The 20316-nt window shown below is 70.8% G+C and carries 15 protein-coding genes; 9 read left to right on the top strand and 6 right to left on the bottom strand.

Annotated features, from left to right (window positions below; all coding sequences use genetic code 11):
• Positions 1-103 precede the first annotated feature (103 nt).
• Positions 104-3907, top strand: coding sequence for an NPCBM/NEW2 domain-containing protein (locus BM342_RS02360; RefSeq protein ID WP_255368465.1), 3804 nt, complete (start codon positions 104-106; stop codon positions 3905-3907).
• Between the two features lie 57 nt (positions 3908-3964).
• Here BM342_RS02360 and BM342_RS02355 read toward each other — a convergent pair whose 3' ends face one another.
• From BM342_RS02355 to BM342_RS02345, 3 genes are read right to left on the bottom strand one after another with little or no spacing between them, the layout of a single operon-like run.
• The gene (locus BM342_RS02355; RefSeq protein ID WP_092963920.1) at positions 3965-4810 is read right to left on the bottom strand and encodes a transglutaminase family protein; all 846 of its coding nucleotides are present in this window, start codon (positions 4808-4810) and stop codon (positions 3965-3967) included.
• Positions 4807-5736 carry an alpha-E domain-containing protein gene (locus BM342_RS02350; RefSeq protein WP_092963919.1) on the bottom strand — a complete coding sequence of 310 codons (930 nt, stop codon included), beginning with the start codon at positions 5734-5736 and terminating at the stop codon, positions 4807-4809. Before BM342_RS02350 ends, BM342_RS02355 begins: the two co-directional genes overlap by 4 nt.
• Positions 5730-7511, bottom strand: coding sequence for a circularly permuted type 2 ATP-grasp protein (locus BM342_RS02345; protein WP_092963918.1), 1782 nt, complete (start codon positions 7509-7511; stop codon positions 5730-5732). Before BM342_RS02345 ends, BM342_RS02350 begins: the two co-directional genes overlap by 7 nt.
• Before the next feature lie 115 nt (positions 7512-7626).
• On the opposite strand from BM342_RS02345, the gene BM342_RS02340 reads away from it, so the two are divergent.
• On the top strand, positions 7627-8052 hold the full coding sequence (locus tag BM342_RS02340; RefSeq protein WP_092963917.1) for a MarR family winged helix-turn-helix transcriptional regulator: 426 nt from the start codon (positions 7627-7629) through the stop codon (positions 8050-8052).
• Between the two features lie 5 nt (positions 8053-8057).
• Complete coding sequence (locus tag BM342_RS02335) at positions 8058-9581, top strand: MFS transporter (protein WP_092963916.1); 1524 nt, start codon at positions 8058-8060, stop codon at positions 9579-9581.
• A gap of 175 nt (positions 9582-9756) precedes the next feature.
• On the opposite strand, the gene gdhA is transcribed toward BM342_RS02335, so the two are convergent.
• The 3 genes from gdhA to BM342_RS02320 form a co-directional block, all read right to left on the bottom strand.
• Positions 9757-11115 (bottom strand): NADP-specific glutamate dehydrogenase, encoded by a 1359-nt coding sequence (gdhA, locus tag BM342_RS02330; RefSeq protein ID WP_092966395.1) that lies wholly within the window; start codon positions 11113-11115, stop codon positions 9757-9759.
• 160 nt (positions 11116-11275) lie between these two features.
• Complete coding sequence (locus BM342_RS02325; protein ID WP_092963915.1) at positions 11276-12295, bottom strand: LacI family DNA-binding transcriptional regulator; 1020 nt, start codon at positions 12293-12295, stop codon at positions 11276-11278.
• Positions 12292-13365, bottom strand: a complete 1074-nt coding sequence (locus tag BM342_RS02320; protein ID WP_092963914.1) for a LacI family DNA-binding transcriptional regulator — start codon at positions 13363-13365, stop codon at positions 12292-12294. Before BM342_RS02320 ends, BM342_RS02325 begins: the two co-directional genes overlap by 4 nt.
• Before the next feature lie 234 nt (positions 13366-13599).
• On the opposite strand from BM342_RS02320, the gene BM342_RS02315 reads away from it, so the two are divergent.
• The 6 genes from BM342_RS02315 to BM342_RS02290 all read left to right on the top strand — a co-directional run bounded on the left by BM342_RS02315 (position 13600) and on the right by BM342_RS02290 (position 20303).
• The gene (locus BM342_RS02315) at positions 13600-15129 is read left to right on the top strand and encodes a sugar ABC transporter ATP-binding protein (RefSeq protein ID WP_092963913.1); all 1530 of its coding nucleotides are present in this window, start codon (positions 13600-13602) and stop codon (positions 15127-15129) included.
• On the top strand, positions 15126-16181 hold the full coding sequence (locus BM342_RS02310; RefSeq protein ID WP_092963912.1) for an ABC transporter permease: 1056 nt from the start codon (positions 15126-15128) through the stop codon (positions 16179-16181). The genes BM342_RS02315 and BM342_RS02310 overlap by 4 nt, the downstream gene beginning before the upstream one ends.
• Positions 16174-17253, top strand: coding sequence for an ABC transporter permease (locus tag BM342_RS02305; RefSeq protein WP_092963911.1), 1080 nt, complete (start codon positions 16174-16176; stop codon positions 17251-17253). The genes BM342_RS02310 and BM342_RS02305 overlap by 8 nt, the downstream gene beginning before the upstream one ends.
• 66 nt (positions 17254-17319) lie before the next feature.
• Complete coding sequence (rhaS, locus tag BM342_RS02300; protein ID WP_092963910.1) at positions 17320-18384, top strand: rhamnose ABC transporter substrate-binding protein; 1065 nt, start codon at positions 17320-17322, stop codon at positions 18382-18384.
• 150 nt (positions 18385-18534) lie between these two features.
• Positions 18535-19980, top strand: a complete 1446-nt coding sequence (locus BM342_RS02295) for an L-fucose/L-arabinose isomerase family protein (protein ID WP_092963909.1) — start codon at positions 18535-18537, stop codon at positions 19978-19980.
• Between the two features lie 2 nt (positions 19981-19982).
• On the top strand, positions 19983-20303 hold the full coding sequence (locus BM342_RS02290; RefSeq protein ID WP_092963908.1) for a putative quinol monooxygenase: 321 nt from the start codon (positions 19983-19985) through the stop codon (positions 20301-20303).
• The last annotated feature ends 13 nt before the right edge of the window (positions 20304-20316 follow it).

Raw genomic sequence — 20316 nt, 5'->3', positions numbered from 1 at the left:
ATCGTGCGTGTCCCCTTGACGGGGGTGATCTTAAAGTGATCTGATTTGAGCGTTTGGCCGCTCTAAACGTCACAAACTATCAATCTGAAGAATGCGAGCAACGATGCAGCAGTCTCGAACACCCGCCGTCGGCAGAGCCCGGCGCACCACCGCACTGGGCCTCGCGACCCTCGTCGCGATCACCGGCCTCAGCGCGATCACCTTCACGATCGGCACCGCCCAACCGGCCTCGGCCGCGGCGAGCGCGCCCACGCCGATCACGCCGAAGCCGGTGAGTCCCGAAGTCCCCGTGGACGACGCCGGCAAGACCCTGGGCGCCATCACCGGCGTCGAACGCGACGGATCGACGGTCACGCTCGAGGCCGAGCGCGGCGCCTACCGGGTCACGTTCCTCGACGCCGAGACCCTGCGGCTCGAGGCCTCGCCGACCGGCGAGTTCACCGACCCCGCGAACACGCCGGAAGGCGACCCCGCACGCACCGCGGACATCGTGGTCGGCACCGACGACTTCACGCATGCCTCGGTCAAGGTGAGCGAGCGCCGGGGCAAGCCCATCACCATCTCCACCTCGAAGGTGAAGCTCGAGGTCGATCCCGCCAGCGGCAGCACCACGCTCAAGCGCGACGGCGGCGACGTCGTCTGGTCGGAGTCCGCACCGCTGAGCTTCGGCGACCGCTCGACCACCCAGCACCTCGCGGGCGTCGAGGGCGAGCAGTTCCTCGGAGGCGGCATGCAGAACGGCCGCTCGATCCACACGGGCGCGACCATCAACGTGGCCAAGAACTTCGACTGGGACGACGACGGATACCCCAACGCGGTGCCGTACTACATGTCCTCGAACGGCTACGGCGTGCTGCGGAACACCTTCGCCGCCGGCAGCTACGACTTCGCGGCGCACACGACGACCCACGCCGAGCAGCGCTTCGACGCCTACTACTTCGTGGGCGACTACGCCCACGCGCTCGACTCGTACACCAAGCTCACGGGCCGCCCGATGATGCCGCCGGTGTACGCCCTCGAGTACGGCGACGCCGACTGCTACAACCGGTCGAGCCCCACCTACTCCGGCTCGCGCGACCCGGCGAAGCTGAAGACGCCGCAGGCGCTCGAGATCGCGAAGGACTTCGTCGAGAACGACATGCCGGCGGGCTGGATGCTCGTGAACGACGGCTACGGCTGCGAGTACCAGGACCTGCCGCAGACCGTCGACGCCATCGCCGCCGAGACCGGCCTGAAGACGGGACTCTGGACCCAGCGATCGCTGACCGAGCAGGAGTCGGAGGTCGGCGACGCGGGCATCCGCCTGCGCAAGCTCGACGTGGCCTGGGTCGGGTCGGGCTACCGACTCGCGCTGACCGGCTGCGAGGCCGCGCACGCGGGCATCGAGCAGTACTCCGACGCCCGCGGCACCTCGCTCATGGTCGAGGGATGGGCAGGCTCGCAGCGCTGCGGCATGCAGTGGACGGGCGACCACAGCGGCAACCTCGACGCCGTGCGCTGGCAGGTCTCGGCGCTCACGGGCGCGGGCAACTCCGGCCTGCCGTTCACGACGGGCGATGTCGACGGCATCTTCGGCGGGTCGGCCGAGAGCTACGTGCGCGACCTGCAGTGGAAGGCGTTCGCCCCTGCGCTCTACTCGATGAGCGGGTGGGCGTCGACCGACAAGCGCCCGTGGCTCTACGGCGACGAGGCGACCGCGATCAACCGCTCGTACCTGCAGCTGCGCCAGCAGCTCATGCCGTACATCTACTCGCTCGCGGCCGAATCGCACCGCAGCGGCCTGCCGATGATGCGCTCGGTGGCGCTCGAGTACCCCCACGACCCCGGCGCGTACAGCGTCGAGGCCAACAACGAGTTCCTCCTCGGCGGCGACTACCTCGTGGCCCCCGTCTTCACGAAGACCACCGTTCGCAACGGCATCTACCTGCCCGCGGGCGATCAGTGGGTCGACTACTGGACGGGTCGCGTGCACGAGGGCGGACAGGTGCTCAACGGGCACCCGGCGCCGCTCGACCGGCTGCCGATCTTCGTGCGCGCAGGGGCCGTGGTGCCGCAGGGCGTCGTCGCCCGCAACGCGTCGCTCGTGCCCGAGGACTCGCCCATCACGCTCTCGGTCTACCCGCAGGGCGACAGCGGCTTCGCGCTGTACGAGGACGACAAGGTGACCCGGGCCTACGCCGACGGAGACTCGAGCACGCAGGCGTTCTCGGTCGACGCGCCGAAGGCCGGCAAGAAGGGCACGGTGCGCATCGAGATCGGCGAGCGCGACGGCGACTACGCGGGCATGGCCGAGGCGCGACCCTATCGCGTCGAGGCGCACACCGGCTCGGCGCCGAAGCAGGTCAAGCTCGGCAACCGCGCCCTGCCCCGCGTCGACGACGTCGTCGCGCTCGACGCCGCGCCCGGTTGGACCTACCTCGCCGATCGGGCGGGCGGGGTCGTCGTGATCTCGACCGGCGCGGTCGACGCCGACGACTCGGTCCGCCTCACGCTCACCGACACGAGCGGCGTGGGCGGCCAGGACGCGGAGGTCGCCGCGGCATCCGTCGCCGTCGACCTCGCGGAGCGCGTGTTCCAGGGCGAGCAGACCACGGTGACGGCCACCTTCGCGAACACCGGCGGCAAGGCCAAGGACGCGGTCGTGCTGACGCCCGTCGCCCCCGAGGGCTGGACCCTCGTCTCGTCGAACGGCGGCGAGCCCGGCACCGTGAAGCAGGGCGGCACCGCGAAGGCCGAGTTCGTCTTCGAGATCACGGATGCCGCAGCGGCCGACCTGCAGACGGTCGCCGTCGAGGCGTCGTACACCTCCAAGGGCACGGCGAACACCGTGTCGGGGGCGAACCAGCTCTACGTGGCGTACGGGTCGCTCGCCGGTGCGTACAACGCGGACTCGGTCACCGAGCTCTCGACGGCGAAGGCCGGCGACTTCGACGGCGGCGGCGCGAGCTTCTCGGCCGAGGCGCTCGCCAGGGCCGGCGTCACGCCCGGGTCGACGGTGACCGTCGGCACGGGAGACGCCGCGATCGGGTACACGTGGCCGGCCCCGGACGGTGCCGCCGACTCGGTCTCGCCGGCCGGCCAGACCGTCGCGCTCTCGGGTCAGGGCACGCACCTCGCCGTGCTCGCCTCCGCCGCCACGGGCGGCGGAGTGAGCCCCGAGCTCGAGCTGCACTACACCGACGGCACGGTCGCGAAGCAGGGCGTCTACTTCCCGAACTGGCTGCTGCAGGCCTCGGGGCTCGGCGGTTCGAGCGTCGCGATCACGTCGCTCGGGCGCAACAGCGCGACGAACCCCGCGGTGTACGAGTACCCGACGGGCAAGTACCAGGTGTACTCGAACCTCGTTCGGCTGAACCCGGCGAAGGAGCTCGAGTACGTGGTGCTGCCGACCGAGTCGCGGATGCGCATCTTCGACTGGAAGGTCGTCGACCAGCCCATGCCCGCGACCCCGAGCGGCACCGCGTGGGCCTCCGACGTGCCGTGGCAGAGCGCCACGAACGGGTGGGGCGTCATCGGCAAGGACGTGGCGAACAAGGATGCCGCGGACTCGCCCGACGTGCCGCTCGCGGTGAACTACACCGATCCCGCGACGGGCGAGCAGCCGACGTACGCCAAGGGCCTCGGCGTGCACGCCGCCTCGAAGATCACCTACTACGTGGGCGGGGCGTGCAGCGCCTTCACCTCGGCGGTCGGGTTGGAGGCGGGCTTCGCCGGCAACGTGATCTTCCAGGTCGACGTCGACGGCGTGAACCGCTACCAGTCGCGCACGTTCACGCCCGGGTTCGCGCCCGAGCAGGTGGAGGTCGATCTCACCGGCGTGCAGTACGTCGACCTGATCGTGCAGGCGCCCGGAAGCATCAACGGCGCTCACGGCGTCTGGGGGGACGCGCGGTTCACCTGCGAGTGAGCCGACCGTGAGACCGACGGGGCCCGTGCGACCGAGTCGCGCGGGCCCCGTCGTGCGTCACGCCACGCGCGTGATCTCGACCGAGACGAACAGCTCCGACGCGCCGGGGCCCGCGTAGACCCCGCGCAGGGGCGGCACGTCGCCGTAGTCCCGTCCGCGGCCGACGAGCACGTGGCGGTCGCCGACCTCGACGAGGTTGGTCGGGTCGTAGCCGCGCCACTCCCCCGCGTACCATTCCACCCAGGCGTGCGACTCGCCCACGACGGTCTGGCCGACGGATGCCTCGGGGTCGGGGTGCAGGTAGCCCGACACGTAGCGCGCGGGAATGCCGACCGAGCGCAGCGCGCCGAGCGCGACGTGCGTGATGTCCTGGCAGACGCCCTTGCGCTCGGCCCAGGCCTCGGCGGCGGTCGAGTGCACGCCGGTGACCCCGCGCATGTACTCCATCGACGAGCCGACGGCCCGGCAGATCTCGAGCGCGGTCTCGCCGACGCCGCCGCCCTCGGCGCGGATCTCCGCGGCGAGCGCCCGCACCTCCTCGGGCGGGTCGGTCTGCCGCGAGAGCCCGCTCGACTCGACGAGCGTCACGGTCGACGCGGCCGCGACCGCGAGCTCGTCCCAGCCGAGCTCGCTGCGCGGCGCGGGCGCGGCGTGCACCTCGACGAGGCTCGTCGCGGTGACGGAGAGCTCCTGGTGCGGGGTCAGCACCTCGAAGGTCGACACGCGCGTGCCCCAGTAGTCGAGGTACGCGTGCTGGCTCGCGCCAGGGCGGATGTCGAGGCCCGACTGCAGCACGAACTGGTGCCCGTCGGAGTGCGGCAGCATGCGCGCCTCGTTGTACGAGGCCGTCGCCGGCTCCGCGTAGGTGAAGCCCGTGCGGTGCACGATGCGCATGCGGCTCATGAGACCTCCCCGATCCAGACCGGAACCACGCTCGTCGGGAAGTAGCGCGCCCTGATCGCCTCGCTCGTGGCCGACGTGACGGCCTGCAACTGCTCCATGTGCCCGGTGAGGTCGACGAGGATGTCGGCGATCGGCCGGTACTCGAGCTCCGACCTGATCTGGCCGAGCAGGCGCCTGGCCTGGTCAGTCACGCCGACGCGGCCCGCCCTGGGGTCGATCTCGCGGAGCGACTCCTCTGCGCGGATCACGCTCGAGATGATCGACCGCGGGAACAGGCGGTCGAGCAGCAGGAACTCCGCCGCCGACTCGGTCGAGGGCACGCCACGGTAGCTGCGCAGGTACGCCTCGTAGCCGCCGCAGCTGCGGAGGATCGTGGTCCAGCTCGGGCCGCTCGCCTCGGTGAGCGATCGGGTCGCGAGCAGTCGCGCCGTCATGTCGGCGCGTTCGATCGCCCGCCCGAGGGCGAAGAAGTGCCAGGCCTCGTCGCGGCTGGTCGCCGAGTCGACGACGCCGATCGCGAGCGCCGAGCGGTCGCGCACCCAGCGGAAGAACTCGTGCGTCTTGTCGCTCGCGACCCGGTGCGGCATGCGCGCGTTCGTGTGGTTCAGCGCCTCCCACAGCTCGGTCGAGACGATCTCGCGCGCCCGTCTCGCGTTCTCGCGCGCCGCGGCGACCGAGTGCGCGATCGACGCCGGATGCTTGCGGTCCACCGCGAGCAGGGCGATCACGTCGTCGCGACCGAGCCGATCGTCGGACTCGACCTCGCTGCCCATGACGCTCAGCAGGGATCGGCACGCGGTGTCCTCGTCGATCCACGGATCCTCGAGCAGCAGCTGGAGGTGCACGTCGAGGATGCGCGCGGTGCCGTCGCTGCGTTCGATGTAGCGGCCGATCCAGAACAGCGACTCGGCGATGCGGCTCAGCATGATGTGCCCTCCCTGCCTTCGACGAGCGGATGCCGCGGCATCCGCTGCTGCTGTTGCTGCTGCTGTTGCTGCTGGCGCACCGGGGCGTCCGCGTCCTGCGGGGATGCGGTCACGGGCGACGCCGTGCGCGTCTCGCCCGAGCCGGTTCGGGTCTCGCCGACGACGGCGTGGGTGCCGTGCAGCCCGGTCGCGGCAGGCGTGTTCGGCGAGGCCTGGTCGGCCACGAGCGCCCCGACCGAGCGGTGCGTCGTGTCGGCGAGCCCAGGCATCACCGGGAACCCGCCGGTGTCGACCAGCGGGGCCACGCGCGTCTCGAGCACCCAGGTGTCCTTCGAGCCGCCGCCCTGGCTGGAGTTCACGACGAGCCGGCCCTCGGGCAGGGCCACGCGGGTGAGGCCGCCGGGCAGCACCCACACCTCGTCGCCGTCGTTGACGGCGAAGGGGCGGAGGTCGGCGTGACGGGGGCGCAGGCCGTCCTCGACGAGCGTCGGGATCGTCGAGAGCTGCACGACGGGCTGCGCGATCCAGCCGCGCGGGTCGGCGAGCAGTCGCATGCGCAGCTCGTCGAGTTCGCCCTTCGAGGCATCCGGACCGATGACGAGGCCCTTGCCGCCCGACCCGTCGACGGGTTTCACGACGAGCTCGTCGAGCCGGTCGAGCACCTCGGCGAGCGCCTCGGGCTCCTCGAGGCGCCAGGTGTCGACGTTCGGGAGCACGGGCTCCTCACCCAGGTAGTAGCGGATGAGGTCGGGCACGTAGGTGTAGACGAGCTTGTCGTCGGCGACGCCGTTGCCCACGGCGTTCGCGATGGTGACATGGCCGAGGCGCGCCGCGAGCATGAGCCCGGGCGCGCCGAGCACCGAGTCGGGCCGGAACTGCTGCGGGTCGAGGAACTCGTCGTCGACGCGGCGGTAGATGACGTCGACGCGGGTCGGGCCGGCGGTCGTGTGCATCCAGATGCGGCCGCCCGAGCTGAACAGGTCGCGACCCTCGACGAGCTCGACCCCCATGAGCCGGGCGAGCAGCGTGTGCTCGTAGTACGCCGAGTTGTGCACGCCGGGCGTGAGCACGACGACCGTCGGGTCCTCGATGCCCTCGGGCGCGCTCGCCCGAAGGGCCTGCAGCAGCCGGTTCGGGTACTCCCCCACCGGCCGCACGCGCATGGAGGTGAACAGCTCGGGCAGGGTCTGCGCCATCACGCGTCGGTTGGAGATGACGTAGCTCACTCCGCTCGGCACGCGCACGTTGTCTTCGAGCACCCGCCAGTCGCCGAGCTCGTCGCGGATCAGGTCGATGCCCGCCACGTGGATGCGCACCCCGTTCGCGCTCACGATGCCCGCGGCCTGGCGGTGGTAGTGCGTCGACGAACTGATGAGGGCTGCAGGGATCACGCCGTCGGCGACGGCCCGTTGCGGCCCGTACACGTCGGCGAGGAAGGCCTCGAGCGCCCGCACGCGCTGGGCGACGCCAGTCTCTGCGCGCTCCCAGTCGGACGCGGCGATCACGCGCGGCACGGCGTCGAGGGGGAACGGGCGCTCCTCGCCCGCGAAGTCGAACGTCACGCCCTGCGCGAGGTACGAGCTCGCGAGCGCGTCGGTGCGGCCGCGCAGTTCGTCCTGCGACATGCGGGCGAGCGCCCGGTAGAGCTCTCGGTACGGCTCGCGCGCGCCGGCCTCGCCGTCGGGGAACATCTCATCCCACGGGCGCCCGGCGCGCCGCCTTCGCCCGGCCCGGTTCGTGCCCGCGGTGGCATATCCGTCGAAGAGTGTCGCCATGACGAGAGCATTCCAACCCGCCGTTTCGGGGCTGTTTCCATCGTGCGTCGCGCCCGCGGCATCCGTCCCGGCTCTGCATTTCTTTAGCAACGCTAATGAGCTATGCTAACCATCTATGACCGACGTCCAGGACCAGGCCGCCTCGCAGGTGCGACTCGCGGCCGTGCGCCTCTCACGCCGCCTGCGCGCGCAGAAGTCCGACGACCGCGTCACCGACAGTCAGATGACCGTGCTCATGCACCTGTCGAAGCACGGGTCGATGACCCTCTCCGAACTCGCCGAGGCCGAGCGCATCAGCGCACCCTCGATGAACCGCACGGTCGACTGCCTCGAGACCGAAGGGCACGTCGTGCGCACGCCCGACGCCGTCGACCGCCGCAAGACGAACATCACGGCCACCGACTCCGGCCGCGAGATCGTCGCCGCGACCCTGCACAAGCGCAACGCCTGGCTCGCCGAGCGCATGCACGAACTCACCGAGGCGGAACGCACGACGCTCATCGCGGCATCCGAGATCATGGATCGGATCGCCACCAGGTGAGCGCGATGTTCCGATCGCTCGCGGGCCGCAACTACCGGTTGTGGTTCATCGGCGCGATCGTCTCGAACGTGGGCGGGTGGATGCAGTCCACCACCCAGGACTGGGTCGTGCTCACCGAGATGACCGACAACAACGCCGCCGCGGTCGGCACCACCATGGCGCTGCAGTTCGGCCCGCAGTTGCTGCTCGTGCCGATCACCGGCGCCGTCATCGACCGGTTCGACCGCCGCAAGGTGCTCCTGGTCACGCAGACCGTGCTCATGCTGCTCGCGTTCGGCCTCGGCCTGCTGCTGCTCGCAGGGCACGCCGAGCTCTGGCACCTCTACGCCTTCGCGCTCGCGTTCGGCATCACGTCGGCCTTCGACGCACCCGCGCGCCAGACCTTCGTCTCCGACCTCGTGAGCGGCCCGAACGCCTCGAACGCGGTCGCCCTGAACGCGGCCTCCTTCAACGTCGCACGCCTCATCGGCCCGGCCGTGGCGGGCGGGCTCATCGTGCTCGTGGGCTCCGGCTGGGTGTTCCTCATCAACGGGGTGACGTTCCTCGCCCTCATCGGGGCCCTGCTCGCCATGCGCGAGCGCGAGCTGATCCGGCACCCGCGCCGACCCCGCGAGGGCAACGCGCTCGTGCAGGGGTTCCGGTACGTCGCCGGGCGTTCCGACCTCGTCGTGGTCATGACGATCGTGTTCCTCGTCGGCGCGTTCGCCATGAACTTCCCGATCTTCTCGTCGACCATGGCGGTCATGTTCGGCGAGGGCGCGGGCGAGTACGGCATCCTCTCGTCGATCCTCGCGATCGGGTCGCTCACCGCCGCCCTGCTCGCCGCCCGCCGTTCTCGGGCGCGGCTGCGGGTCGTCGTCATCAGCGTCGGCGCGCTCGGCGTCGCGATGGTCGTCGCCTCGCTCATGCCGACCTACGCGACGTTCGCCGCCTCGACCGTGTTCATCGGCTTCTGCACGGTCACCCTCCTCACCACCGCCAACGGATACGTGCAGACCACGACCGACGCCTCGGTGCGCGGCCGGGTCATGGCGCTCTACACCGCCGTGCTCATGGGCTCGACCCTCGTGGGCGCGCCCATCGTCGGGTGGGTCGCGGATGCCGCGGGCCCCCGTTGGGCGCTCGGCGCCGGCGCTCTCGCGTCGTTCGTGTCGCTCGGCATCGGCGTCGGGTGGCTCGTCGTCGCGCGCGGGCTGCGCATCACGCGCGTGCCGCAGCGGCCCTGGCGTTTCGGCGTGGCCTGGGCCGCGGCCACCGACGCCATCGCCGACGGCGACCGCGTCGCACTGCCGACCGGCGCGGTGGCCGTCGTGGAGGCCGGCCCCGAGGACTTCTCCGACGAGGTCGCGATGACCTCGCCCATCCCCCTGCCGAAGCTCCCGGTCAGCCGGACGGATGCCGCGGGGCGGGCGTCCGAGAACTCCGGGCGGGCGTCCTGGGCAGCTGGGCAGAACGCAGCCGAGGTCGCCGACCGCGCAGAGGCGGCAGACCGGACGCCCGACACCGCAGACTCGCGATCACGCCGCTGACGGCCGCCCGCGGCATCCGTCCGCTGCCGTGCGAACGCGGACCGGCCCTCGTCCGTCACGGCATGCCCACGTGATCCGTCGATCTTCGCCCCCGCCCCGGTGACGAAGGGCGAACATCGACGGATCAAGGCCGGCCGAGCGTCGCGTCCGCCGGACGGCCGTCGCCGCCGACGCGTCAGATGACGCCGAGCGCGAGCATCGCGTCGGCCACGCGCGTGAACCCGGCGATGTTCGCGCCGACCACGTAGTCGCCGGGAACGCCGTACTCGTCGGCGGTCGCGGCCGTGCGCTCGTGGATGCCGGCCATGATCTCGGCCAGGCGCTCCTCGGTGTGCTCGAAGCCCCACGAGTCGCGCGAGGCGTTCTGCTGCATCTCGAGGGCCGAGGTCGCGACGCCGCCGGCGTTGGCCGCCTTGCCGGGCGCGAAGAGCACGCCGGCCTCGCGCAGCACGCGGATCGCACCGGGCGTCGTGGGCATATTCGCGCCCTCGGCGACCGCGACGACCCCCGCGGCGACCAGCTTCGCGGCGTGGGCCTCGGTCAGTTCGTTCTGCGTGGCGCAGGGCAGCGCGACGTCGATGCGCTCGTCGCTCTCGATGTCCCAGACGGATGCCCCGGGCAGGAACCGCGCCCGCCCGCCGCGCTCGTCGGCGTAGACCGAGATGCGTTCGCGGCGGCGCTCCTTGAGGTCGCGGAGCAGGTCGAGGTCGATGCCGTCGGGGTCGTGGATCGCGCCGGAGGAGTCGGACGCGCCGATGACCACGCCGCCGAGCGCGTGCACCTTCTCGATCGCGTAGACGGCCACGTTGCCCGAGCCCGACACGAGCACCCGGGCGCCGTCGAACGACCGGCCGCGCGTCGCGAGCATGTGCTCGGTGAAGAACACCGCGCCGTAGCCGGTCGCCTCGGTGCGCACGAGCGATCCGCCCCACGTGACGCCCTTGCCCGTGAGCACGCCCGACTCGTAGCGGTTCGTGATGCGCTTGTACTGGCCGAACAGGTAGCCGATCTCGCGTGCACCGACGCCGATGTCGCCGGCCGGGACATCCGTGTACTCGCCGATGTGCCGCGAGGCCTCGGTCATGAACGACTGGCAGAACCGCATGATCTCGCCGTCGGAGCGGCCCTTGGGGTCGAAGTCGCTGCCGCCCTTGCCGCCGCCGATCGGCATGCCCGTGAGCGCGTTCTTGAAGACCTGCTCGAACCCGAGGAACTTCACGGTCCCGAGCAGCACGCTCGGGTGGAACCGCAGGCCGCCCTTGTACGGGCCGAGGGCCGAGTTGAACTGCACGCGGAAGCCGCGGTTGATCTGCACGCGGCCGCGGTCGTCGACCCACGGCACCCGGAAGATGATCTGCCGCTCGGGCTCGCAGATGCGCTCGAGGATCGAGGCCTGCACGTACTGCGGGTGCTTGTCGAGCACGCGCCCGAGCGAGTCGAAGACCTCGCGCACGGCCTGGTGGAACTCCACCTCGCCGGGGTTGCGCAGCAGCGTCGCCGCGTAGACGTCTTCAATGGCGGTGCGGTTCTGCAACGCGCGCCCCTTCTGTCGAACGGATGCCACGTGGTGCCTGTCGCGCGCAGCACTTCCACCCTAGCCAGCGAACGGCAGCCGCTCTCCCGTGTGACGCGGGCGCCGGCCCGGCACGCGGACAGCGCGGCGCCCGGCCCCGGCACCGGCCCCCGCACCGGAGTCAGGCGCGCGTCGACTCCCGCACGACGAGCTCGGGCTGGAACACCACGTGCTCGCGCTCGAACGACTCGGAATCCGAGGCCGCGGCCGCGGCCTCCTTGAGCAGCAGGTCGACCGCGGTGTGGCCGATGAGGGTCGCCGGCTGGCGGATCGACGAGAGCGGAACGACGGCGGCCGAGGCGAAGTCGATGTCGTCGTAGCCGATGAGCGCGATGTCGCCGGGCACTCGAAGCCCGCCCTGCATCGTGAGCGCCTGGAGCACGCCCATGGCGAGCAGGTCGTTCGCGGCGAAGACGGCGTCGGGTCGTTCGCCGGCGCCGCGCTCGCGCACGATCTCGCCGGCCGCGCGCCCCTGCAGCACCGTGAGCGAGTCGGTCGCGATGACCTCGAGCGTGGCATCGGGCTCGGACGCGACCGCACGGCGAGCGCCCTCGAGTCGGTCGGCCACCTGCTGGAGCCCGGCGGGACCGCCGACGAACGCGATGCGGCGACGGCCGATCGACAGGAGGTGCCGCACGGCGAGCTCGCCGCCGACCACGTCGTCGACCGCGACCGACGAGAAGGCGCGATCGGCGGACTCGCGGTCGACGAGCACGACGGGCGTGCCCCGATCCCGCAGCCTCGCCAGCCGAGGCAGGTCGTCGCTCAGGGGCGAGATGAGCACGCCGTGCACGCGCTGCTCCTCGAAGAGGTCGAGGTAGGCGCCCTCGCGCGACGCGTTCTCGTCGCTGTTGCCGAGGAGGATCGTCATGCCGTCTTCGGCCGCTCGATCTTCGGCGCCGCGCGCGATGTCGGTGAAGAACGGGTTGCGCACGTCGAGCACGACGAGCCCGATGCTGCGGCTGCGCCCGGCCCGCAGCTGCCGGGCGGCGTCGTTGCGCACGAACCCGAGCCGCTCGATCGCGGCCTGCACGCGCTCCACCGTCGCCGGCGCGACGATGTCGGGTCGGTTGAGCACGTTCGAGACGGTTCCGACGGAGACGGATGCCGCGGCCGCGACGTCCTTCACGCTGACGGTCATTCGCGCTCCTGTCGCGTCGGTTCGGGGAGGCCCCCTCGCGGCGGGCGATGCTCGGCCGTCGCGGGAGCCGAGTCCCTCACGACGAGTTCGGGGCTGAGCTGGACCGCCCGGTGGACGTGCCGCTCACCCTCGTGGATCTCGGCGAACACGCACCGCACCGCTTCGACTCCCATATGGTGCGTCGGCTGCGCGACCGATGTCAACGGCACCGGGCCGTCGAGCGCGAGCGACTGGTCGCCGTAGCCGACGACGATCGCCTGGCCCGGCACGTCGACGCCGCCGTCGCGCAGACCCGCGATGACGCCGACCGCCAGCTGGTCGTTGGCGCAGAAGATCGCCCGCGGAACCGCGGAGCCGGCGATCTCGAGGCCGACCCGGCGACCGGCGTCGACGGACATCGAGTCGACGACGATCTCGGTGAGCGCCTCGGCCCCGAACCGGCGCTCGGCGAGGGCCTGCACGGCGCCCGAATGCCGGTCGGCGCACTGCTGGATCGAATGCCGCCCGTTGACGAGGGTCACCTCGGTCGCCCCCGAGTCGAGCAGGTGCCGCACGGCGAGACGCCCGCCGAGCACGTCGTCGATGCCAACCGAGCACCCGTCGGCGCTCGACGCCATGCGGTCGAGCAGCACGAGTCTCGCCCCGATGCGCCGGAGCTGCGAGAGGCGGGGTGCATCGGCCGTGATGGGCACGACGATCGCCGCGGCGGCCCGCTGCTCGGCGAGCGAGTTCGCGAAGGCGACCTCGCGCTCGGGGTCGTCGTGGGTGACGCACAATCCGATCGTGAAGTCGTGCGCCGCGGCCTCGTCGGCCACGGCACCCACGATCTCGGAGTAGAACGGGTTCGCGACCTCTGGCACGAACAGGGCGATCAGCGGATTGACGCCGCGGCGCAGTGTCGCGGCCGCTCGGTTCGGCACGAAATCGAGCTCGCGGATCGCGTCGAGCACGCGCGCGGTCGTCTGCGGGGAGACGATCTCGGGCCGGTTGAGCACGTTCGAGACCGTCGCCGTCGAGACGCCCGCGGCGCGTGCGACCTCGGCGAGCCCGATGCCCTGCCCGCGACCCATGAACCCACCCCGTTTCGTTCAAACGTTCTGATGAACGAGATGGTATCCCACCGGTTCGAGCGGACGAGGTTTGGCATGATCCCCTCGAATCCGGGGATCTCGGAGACCGTTGAAACGTCACAGTTGATTTAATCGATTAAATCCGAAACGATGATCCCGCAGGTCTTGACGGCTCGGCTCCACGGTTCTATCGTCATCCCTGAATCGATTCAATGACGAGGAGACGAAGCAACGATGCTCGAAGAGACACGCGGAACGGACTCGCCCCCGCCGGCGCTCTCGCTCCGCGGGGCGGTCAAGACCTTCGGTCCCGTCGTCGCACTGGCCGACGGCACCGTCGAGATCCGCCCCGGTGAGATCCACGCCCTCGTGGGCGAGAACGGCGCGGGCAAGTCGACCCTGGTGAAGATCCTCGCCGGCCTGTACCACCCCGACGCCGGCCAGTTCGAGGTCGACGGCCAGGCGGTCGCGTTCCGCACCGTGGCCGACAGCAAGGCCGTCGGCATCTCGGTGATCTACCAGGAGCCGACCCTCTTCCCCGACCTCACCGTCGCCGAGAACATCTTCATCGGCCGCCAGCCCCGCGGTCGCCTCGGCCTCATCAGCCGAAGCGAGATGCGTGCACGCGCCACGCGGCTCTTCGAGCAGCTCGGCGTGCCGATCGACCCCGACCGCGTCGCCGAGGGCCTGTCGATCGCCGACCAGCAGATCATCGAGATCGCCAAGGCCATCTCGCTCGACGCGAAGATCCTCATCATGGACGAGCCGACCGCCGCACTGTCGGGCGTCGAGGTCGACCGGCTGTTCGCCGTGGCGCGGAGCCTCCGCGACCGCGGCGCCGGCATCTTGTTCATCTCGCACCGGTTCGACGAGATCTTCGCGCTCACCGACCGCATCACCGTCATGCGCGACGGCCGGTACATCGCCACGCACGAGACGGCGAGCGTCACGACGCCCGACATCGTGCGCGAGATGGTCGGCCGCGACATCGACCAGCTGTTCCCCAAGGAGGTCGCCGAGATCGGCGACGTCGTGCTGAAGGTGAGCGGGCTCACCCGCATCGGCGTGTTCGCCGACATCGACCTCGAGGTGCGGGCCGGAGAGATCGTCGCACTCGCCGGGCTCGTCGGCGCGGGCCGTACCGAGGTCGCACGCGCGATCTTCGGCATCGACGCCTACGACCGGGGCACCGTCGAGCTGCTCGGCTCGCCCGTGAAGGCGCACACGCCGCAGGCCGCCATCGACGCAGGCATGGGCTTCGTGCCCGAAGACCGTCGCAAGCAGGGCCTCGTCATGGACCTGTCGGTCACGCGCAACGTCTCGCTCACGCTCCGCAACTCGCTGGCCCGCTTCGGCCTCATCAACGGCGCGCAGGAGCGACGCGAGGCGGCCGAGTGGTCGAAGCGCCTCCAGGTCAAGACCGGCTCGCCCGACTATGCGGTCTCGACGCTCTCCGGCGGCAACCAGCAGAAGGTCGTGCTCGCCAAGTGGCTCGCGACCGAGCCGAAGTTCCTCATCGTCGACGAGCCGACCCGCGGCATCGACGTCGGCACCAAGTCCGAGGTGCACCGACTGCTCTCCGACCTCGCCGGCCGGGGCATCGCGATCCTCATGATCTCGTCCGAACTGCCCGAAGTGCTCGGCATGGCCGATCGGGTGCTGGTGATGCACGAGGGGCGCATCACCGCACACCTCGACCGAGCGGATGCCACGCCCGAAGCCGTGATGCACGCGGCGACCGCCTCCTTGGAGCACAGCGCATGACCCAGACCGCACCCCCCAGCCCGTCGCCGCAGCCGGCGGCACCGCCGACCGCGGCGAGGAAGCAGAGCCGGTTCGCGAACCTGATGCGACTGCGCGAACTGCCCGTCGCCTTCGCCCTGGTCGTGCTCGTCGTCGTCACGTACGCCGCGAACCCGCTGTTCCTGTCGCCCCAGGGCACCAAGGACCTGCTGCTGAACTCGACGATCATGATCATCCTGGCCGTCGGCCAGGCGATCGTGATCATCACGCGCAACGTCGACCTCTCGGTCGGTTCGATCCTCGGCCTCGTGGCCTTCGGCACCGGAACGCTGTTCGCCAACGTGCCCGGCATCCCGATCCCGGTGGTCTTCGTGATCGGCCTGCTCTTCGGCACGGTGCTCGGTGCGGTCAACGGCCTGCTGGTCACCCTCGCGAAGGTGCCGGCCCTGGTGATCACGCTCGGCACCCTCTACATCTACCGCGGGCTGAACAACGCGTGGGCCGGAGGCACCCAGTACTTCGCCGACGACCGGCCCGACGCGTTCGGTGCGCTCTCGGTCGACACGTTCCTCGGGTTCCCGGTCATCACGCTCCTCGCCCTCGTCGTGGTCGTCATCGTGGCGATCGTGATGGCGGCCACCCGCGGCGGCCGCGACCTCTACGCGATCGGCTCCGACCCCGATGCGGCGAAGCTGTTCGGCATCCCGGTCGGACGACGGGTCTTCACCGCCTTCGCCGTGAACGGGCTGCTGGCCGGGCTCGCGGGCGTGCTCTACGCGTCGCGGTTCAACTCGGTCGGCGCGACCACCGGCACCGGCCTCGAGCTCGACGTCGTCGCCGCCGCCGTCGTCGGCGGGGTCGCGATCTTCGGCGGCAGCGGCTCGGTCGTCGGCGCCGCGATCGGCGCGGTCCTGCTGACGACCATCACGAGTGCGCTGACGGCCCTGCGGGTCGACAAGTTCTGGCAGCAGGCGATCGTGGGCGTGCTCATCCTCGCCGCGATCATCATCGACCGCGTCGCGAGCCTCCGCACGGCCCGCCGACTCCGAATGAGCGAGGCACGTGATGTCTGAGACCGACACCAGGGAATCGACCGCGACCTCGGTCATCAGCGCCGACACCACGAAGACCCTGCGCGACGAGCCGCGCGGGCGCACCGGGTGGAGCCGGATCCTGCTCGGGCGCGACGCCATCATGATCTACGCGCTCCTCGCGACGATCGTCGTGGCCATGGTCTCGATCCCGAGGTTCGCCTCCCCCGTGACGACCGGGTTCCTGCTGCTCGACGTGATCCCGGTGCTGCTCATCGCGATGCCGATGACGCTCATCATCATCACGGGTGAGATCGACCTCTCGGTCGCCTCGATCGCCGGGCTCACGAGCGCCCTCATCGGCGTGCTCTGGCAGGCCGGTCTCGACATCGGCCTCGTGCTGTTCCTCGGCATCGTGATCGGCATCGTCGCCGGCGCCTTCAACGGCTTCCTCGTCGCGGTCGTCGGGCTGCCCTCCCTCGCGGTGACGATCGGCACGCTCGCGCTGTTCCGCGGGCTCGCGCTGGTCGTCATCGGCGACAACGCCGTGGCGAACTTCCCGCCCGAGCTCACGTCGTTCTTCACGTCGAAGCTCGGCGCCACCGGCATCCCGACCGTCATGATCGGCGTGGTGCTCGTCGTGCTCGCGTTCGGGGTCGTGCTGCACTTCACGCCGTTCGGGCGTGGGCTCTACGCGCTCGGCTTCAGCCCCGAGGCGGCCCGGTTCGTCGGCATCGACGTGGCGCGCTCGAAGTTCTGGCTCTACGTGGCATCCGGCGGCGTCTCCGCCCTCGCGGGCGTCTACTGGACGCTGCGCTACTCGAGCGCCCGTTCCGACAATGCCAGCGGCCTCGAACTCGCGGTGATCGCGGCGGTGCTCCTCGGCGGCGTCTCGATCTTCGGCGGCAAGGGCTCGATCCCCGGCGTCGTGGCCGGCGTGCTGCTCATCGGCACGATCAACTACGCATTGCGCCTCGGCCGCGTCTCCGACGTGGTGCTCATCATCGTGACCGGCACGCTGCTGATCGCCTCGGTCGTCACCCCGAGCATCGTCGACGCCGTCAAGCGCCGACGACACGACCAGCGCCTCAGGCGCTCGCTTCCTCAGGCCTAGCCGAACGGCCCGGACTCAGGACCACCCCAGCGCCACGCACCCGGCGCCCAATGAAAGGAAAGAACAATGGAGTTGTTCCGCAACCGCGGCACGGGCACCCGTGCTCGCCGCATCGCCTCGCTCGCCGCAACCGCGGCGGTCGTCGCACTCATCGCCACGGGTTGCGCCGCGGGCGATTCGGGGTCGGGCTCCGACGGCGGCTCCGGCGCCGACGGCGAGCAGACGATCACGTTCATCCCCAAGCAGCTCAACAACCCGTACACCGACGTCGTGCTCGGCGGCGGCGAGGAGGGCGCGACCGCAGCCGGCTTCGCGTCGAGCCAGGTCGTCGGCCCGCTCGACGCGAGCGCCTCGAGCCAGGTCTCGTTCATCAACGCCGAGACCCAGGCGGGCACGAACGTCATCGTGATCGCCGCGAACGACCCCGATGCGGTCTGCTCCGCACTCGACGAGGCACGCAGCGGCGGCGCGAAGATCGTGGCGTTCGACTCGGACACCAACCCCGACTGCCGCGACGTGTTCATCAGCCAGGTCGTCGCGAAGGACGTCGCACTGATCCAGACGAAGCTCATCTCGGAGCAGATCGGCGGCAAGGGCCAGATCGCGATCCTCTCGGCGACCGCCAACGCCACGAACCAGAACGAGTGGATCAAGTACATGGAGGAGGACCTCGCGGCCAACTACCCCGACATCGAACTGGTCGCGAAGGTCTACGGCGACGACGACGACACCAAGTCGTTCCAGGAGGCGCAGGGCCTGATGCAGGCCTACCCCGACCTCAAGGGCATCATCTCGCCCACGACCGTCGGCATCGCGGCGACCGCGCGCTACCTCTCGACCTCGGAGTACAAGGGCAAGGTCGCGCTGACCGGCCTCGGCCTTCCGAACGAGATGCGCCCGTTCGTCAAGGACGGCACGGTCACCGAGTTCGCGCTGTGGGACCCGGCCCAGCTCGGCTACGTCGCGGCGTTCGCCGGCAAGGCGCTCGCCGACGGCACGATCACCGGCGCGGTCGGCGACAAGTTCGACGCGGGCGACCTCGGTGAGAAGGAGGTCATCGACGGCGGCATCGTGATCGTCGGCCCGCCGACGGTCTTCAACAAGGACAACATCGACGACTACGACTTCTAGTCGGCATCCGGGGGCGGATGTCGCGGCGCGCGCCGTCGGCATCCGCCCCTCCCGTTCCGCCTGCTCGTCGTTTCACCTGCTGCGCCCACCCGACGGGACGCGTCGCAGCCGGGGAATCCGCTCGCAGCCCCTGATCTCGAAGGACCTGACATGACCGAACACCACCAGCCAGACGTGAGCGCACTGCTGCCGCCGAAGGTGCGCCGGAAGCCCCGCATCGGCCTCGTCGCCGGCGGCCTCGGCACCTACTGGCCGCAGTTCCCCGACCTGCTCCCCCAGTTGGAGGAGTCGGCCCGCTACGTCTCGTCGCGGTTCCGCGAGATGGATGCCGAGGTCACGGACGTCGGCTTCATCTCGGATGCGCCCGAGGGCGTGATCGCGGCCGAGCGGCTGCGCCAGGCGGACTGCGACCTCATCGTGCTCTTCCTCACCACGTACCTGACCTCGTCGATGGTGCTCCCGATCGCGCAGCGCTCGAATACCCCGGTGCTCGTGATCGACCTGCAACCGACCGAGAAGATGGACCACGCGAACTTCGACACCGGGGCGTGGCTCGCGTACTGCGGCCAGTGCCCGGTGCCCGAGGTCGGCAACGTGTTCCGCCGCGCCGGCATCCCGTTCCGCTCGGTCTCGGGGTGGCTGCGCCAGGAGTCGGCGTGGGCGCGCATCGAGCAGTGGATCAACGCCGCCCACGTGCGAGCCGCGCTGCGCCACGCGCGCCACGGGCTCATGGGCCACCTCTACCCGGGCATGCTCGACGTGTCGACCGACCTCACGCTGCTGCCGACCACGTTCGGCTCGCACGTGGAGGTGCTCGAGTTCGACGACCTGCGGGTGCGGGTCGAGGAGGTCACCGACGAGCAGACGCGCGAGCGCATGGCGCTCGCGCGGCAGGTGTTCACGCTCGACGGCTCGGTGAAGGACGAGGACTTCGAGTGGGGCGCGCGCGTCTCGGTGGGCCTCGATCGACTGGTCGAGGACTTCGACCTCGACTCGCTGGCCTACTACCACCGCGGCCTGGCCGGCGAGCAGCACGAACGCCTCGGCGCGGGCATGATCCTCGGCGCCTCGCTGCTGACGGGCCGCGGCATCCCGACCACGGGCGAGTACGAGCTCCGCACGACCGTCGCGCAGCTGGCGACGCAGGTCGTCGGCGCCGGCGGCTCGTTCTGCGAGATCCAGGCGCTCAACTTCGAGGACGACGTCGTCGAGATGGGCCATGACGGCCCGGCCCACCTCGCGGTCTCGAGCCGGGATCCGCTGCTGCGCGGCCTCGGCGTCTACCACGGCAAGCGCGGCTGGGGCGTCTCGGTCGAGTTCGACGTGCAGGCCGGACCGGTGACGCTGCTCGGCCTCGGGCAGGACCGCGACGGCTCGCTCTCGTTCGTGGCCTCGCAGGGCACCGTCGTGCCCGGGCCGCTGCTCGCGATCGGCAACACGACGAGCCGGGTCGACTTCGGGCGCGACCCCGGCGAATGGGTCGACGAGTGGTCGGCGACGGGCATCGGCCATCACTGGTCCCTCTCGATCGGGCATCGGGCCGGGGACTACCGCGCCGCGGCATCGCTGCTCGGCATCGACTTCAGGCAGGTGTGACGATGACTGCCGTGAGCGTCGTCGCCGTGCTGCAGGCGAAGCCCGGCCTCGGGCCGCAGGTGGTCGAGTCGTTCAGGGAGGTCTCGCCGCTCGTGCATGCCGAGCCGGGGTGCGAGCTCTACGCGGCGCACCTCGAACGCGACGGCGACACGGTCGTGATGGTCGAACGCTGGACGACGCGGGCCGACCTCGATGCGCACGCGAGCGGGGCACCCCTCGAGCGACTGAACGAGCTCAACGCAGGCCTGCTCGTGAAGCCCTACGACGTGTGGTTCCTCGACGCGGTGCCGCTCGGCGACCCCATCAGAGGGGTCGTGGGCTGATCCCGCCGGAGTA

It is taken from the genome of Agromyces sp. CF514 (assembly GCF_900113185.1).
In the GTDB taxonomy this organism is placed as follows: Bacteria; Actinomycetota; Actinomycetes; order Actinomycetales; family Microbacteriaceae; genus Agromyces.
Note: the sequence above shows the minus strand (reverse complement) of the source record. Positions and strands in the feature narration are given on the sequence as shown.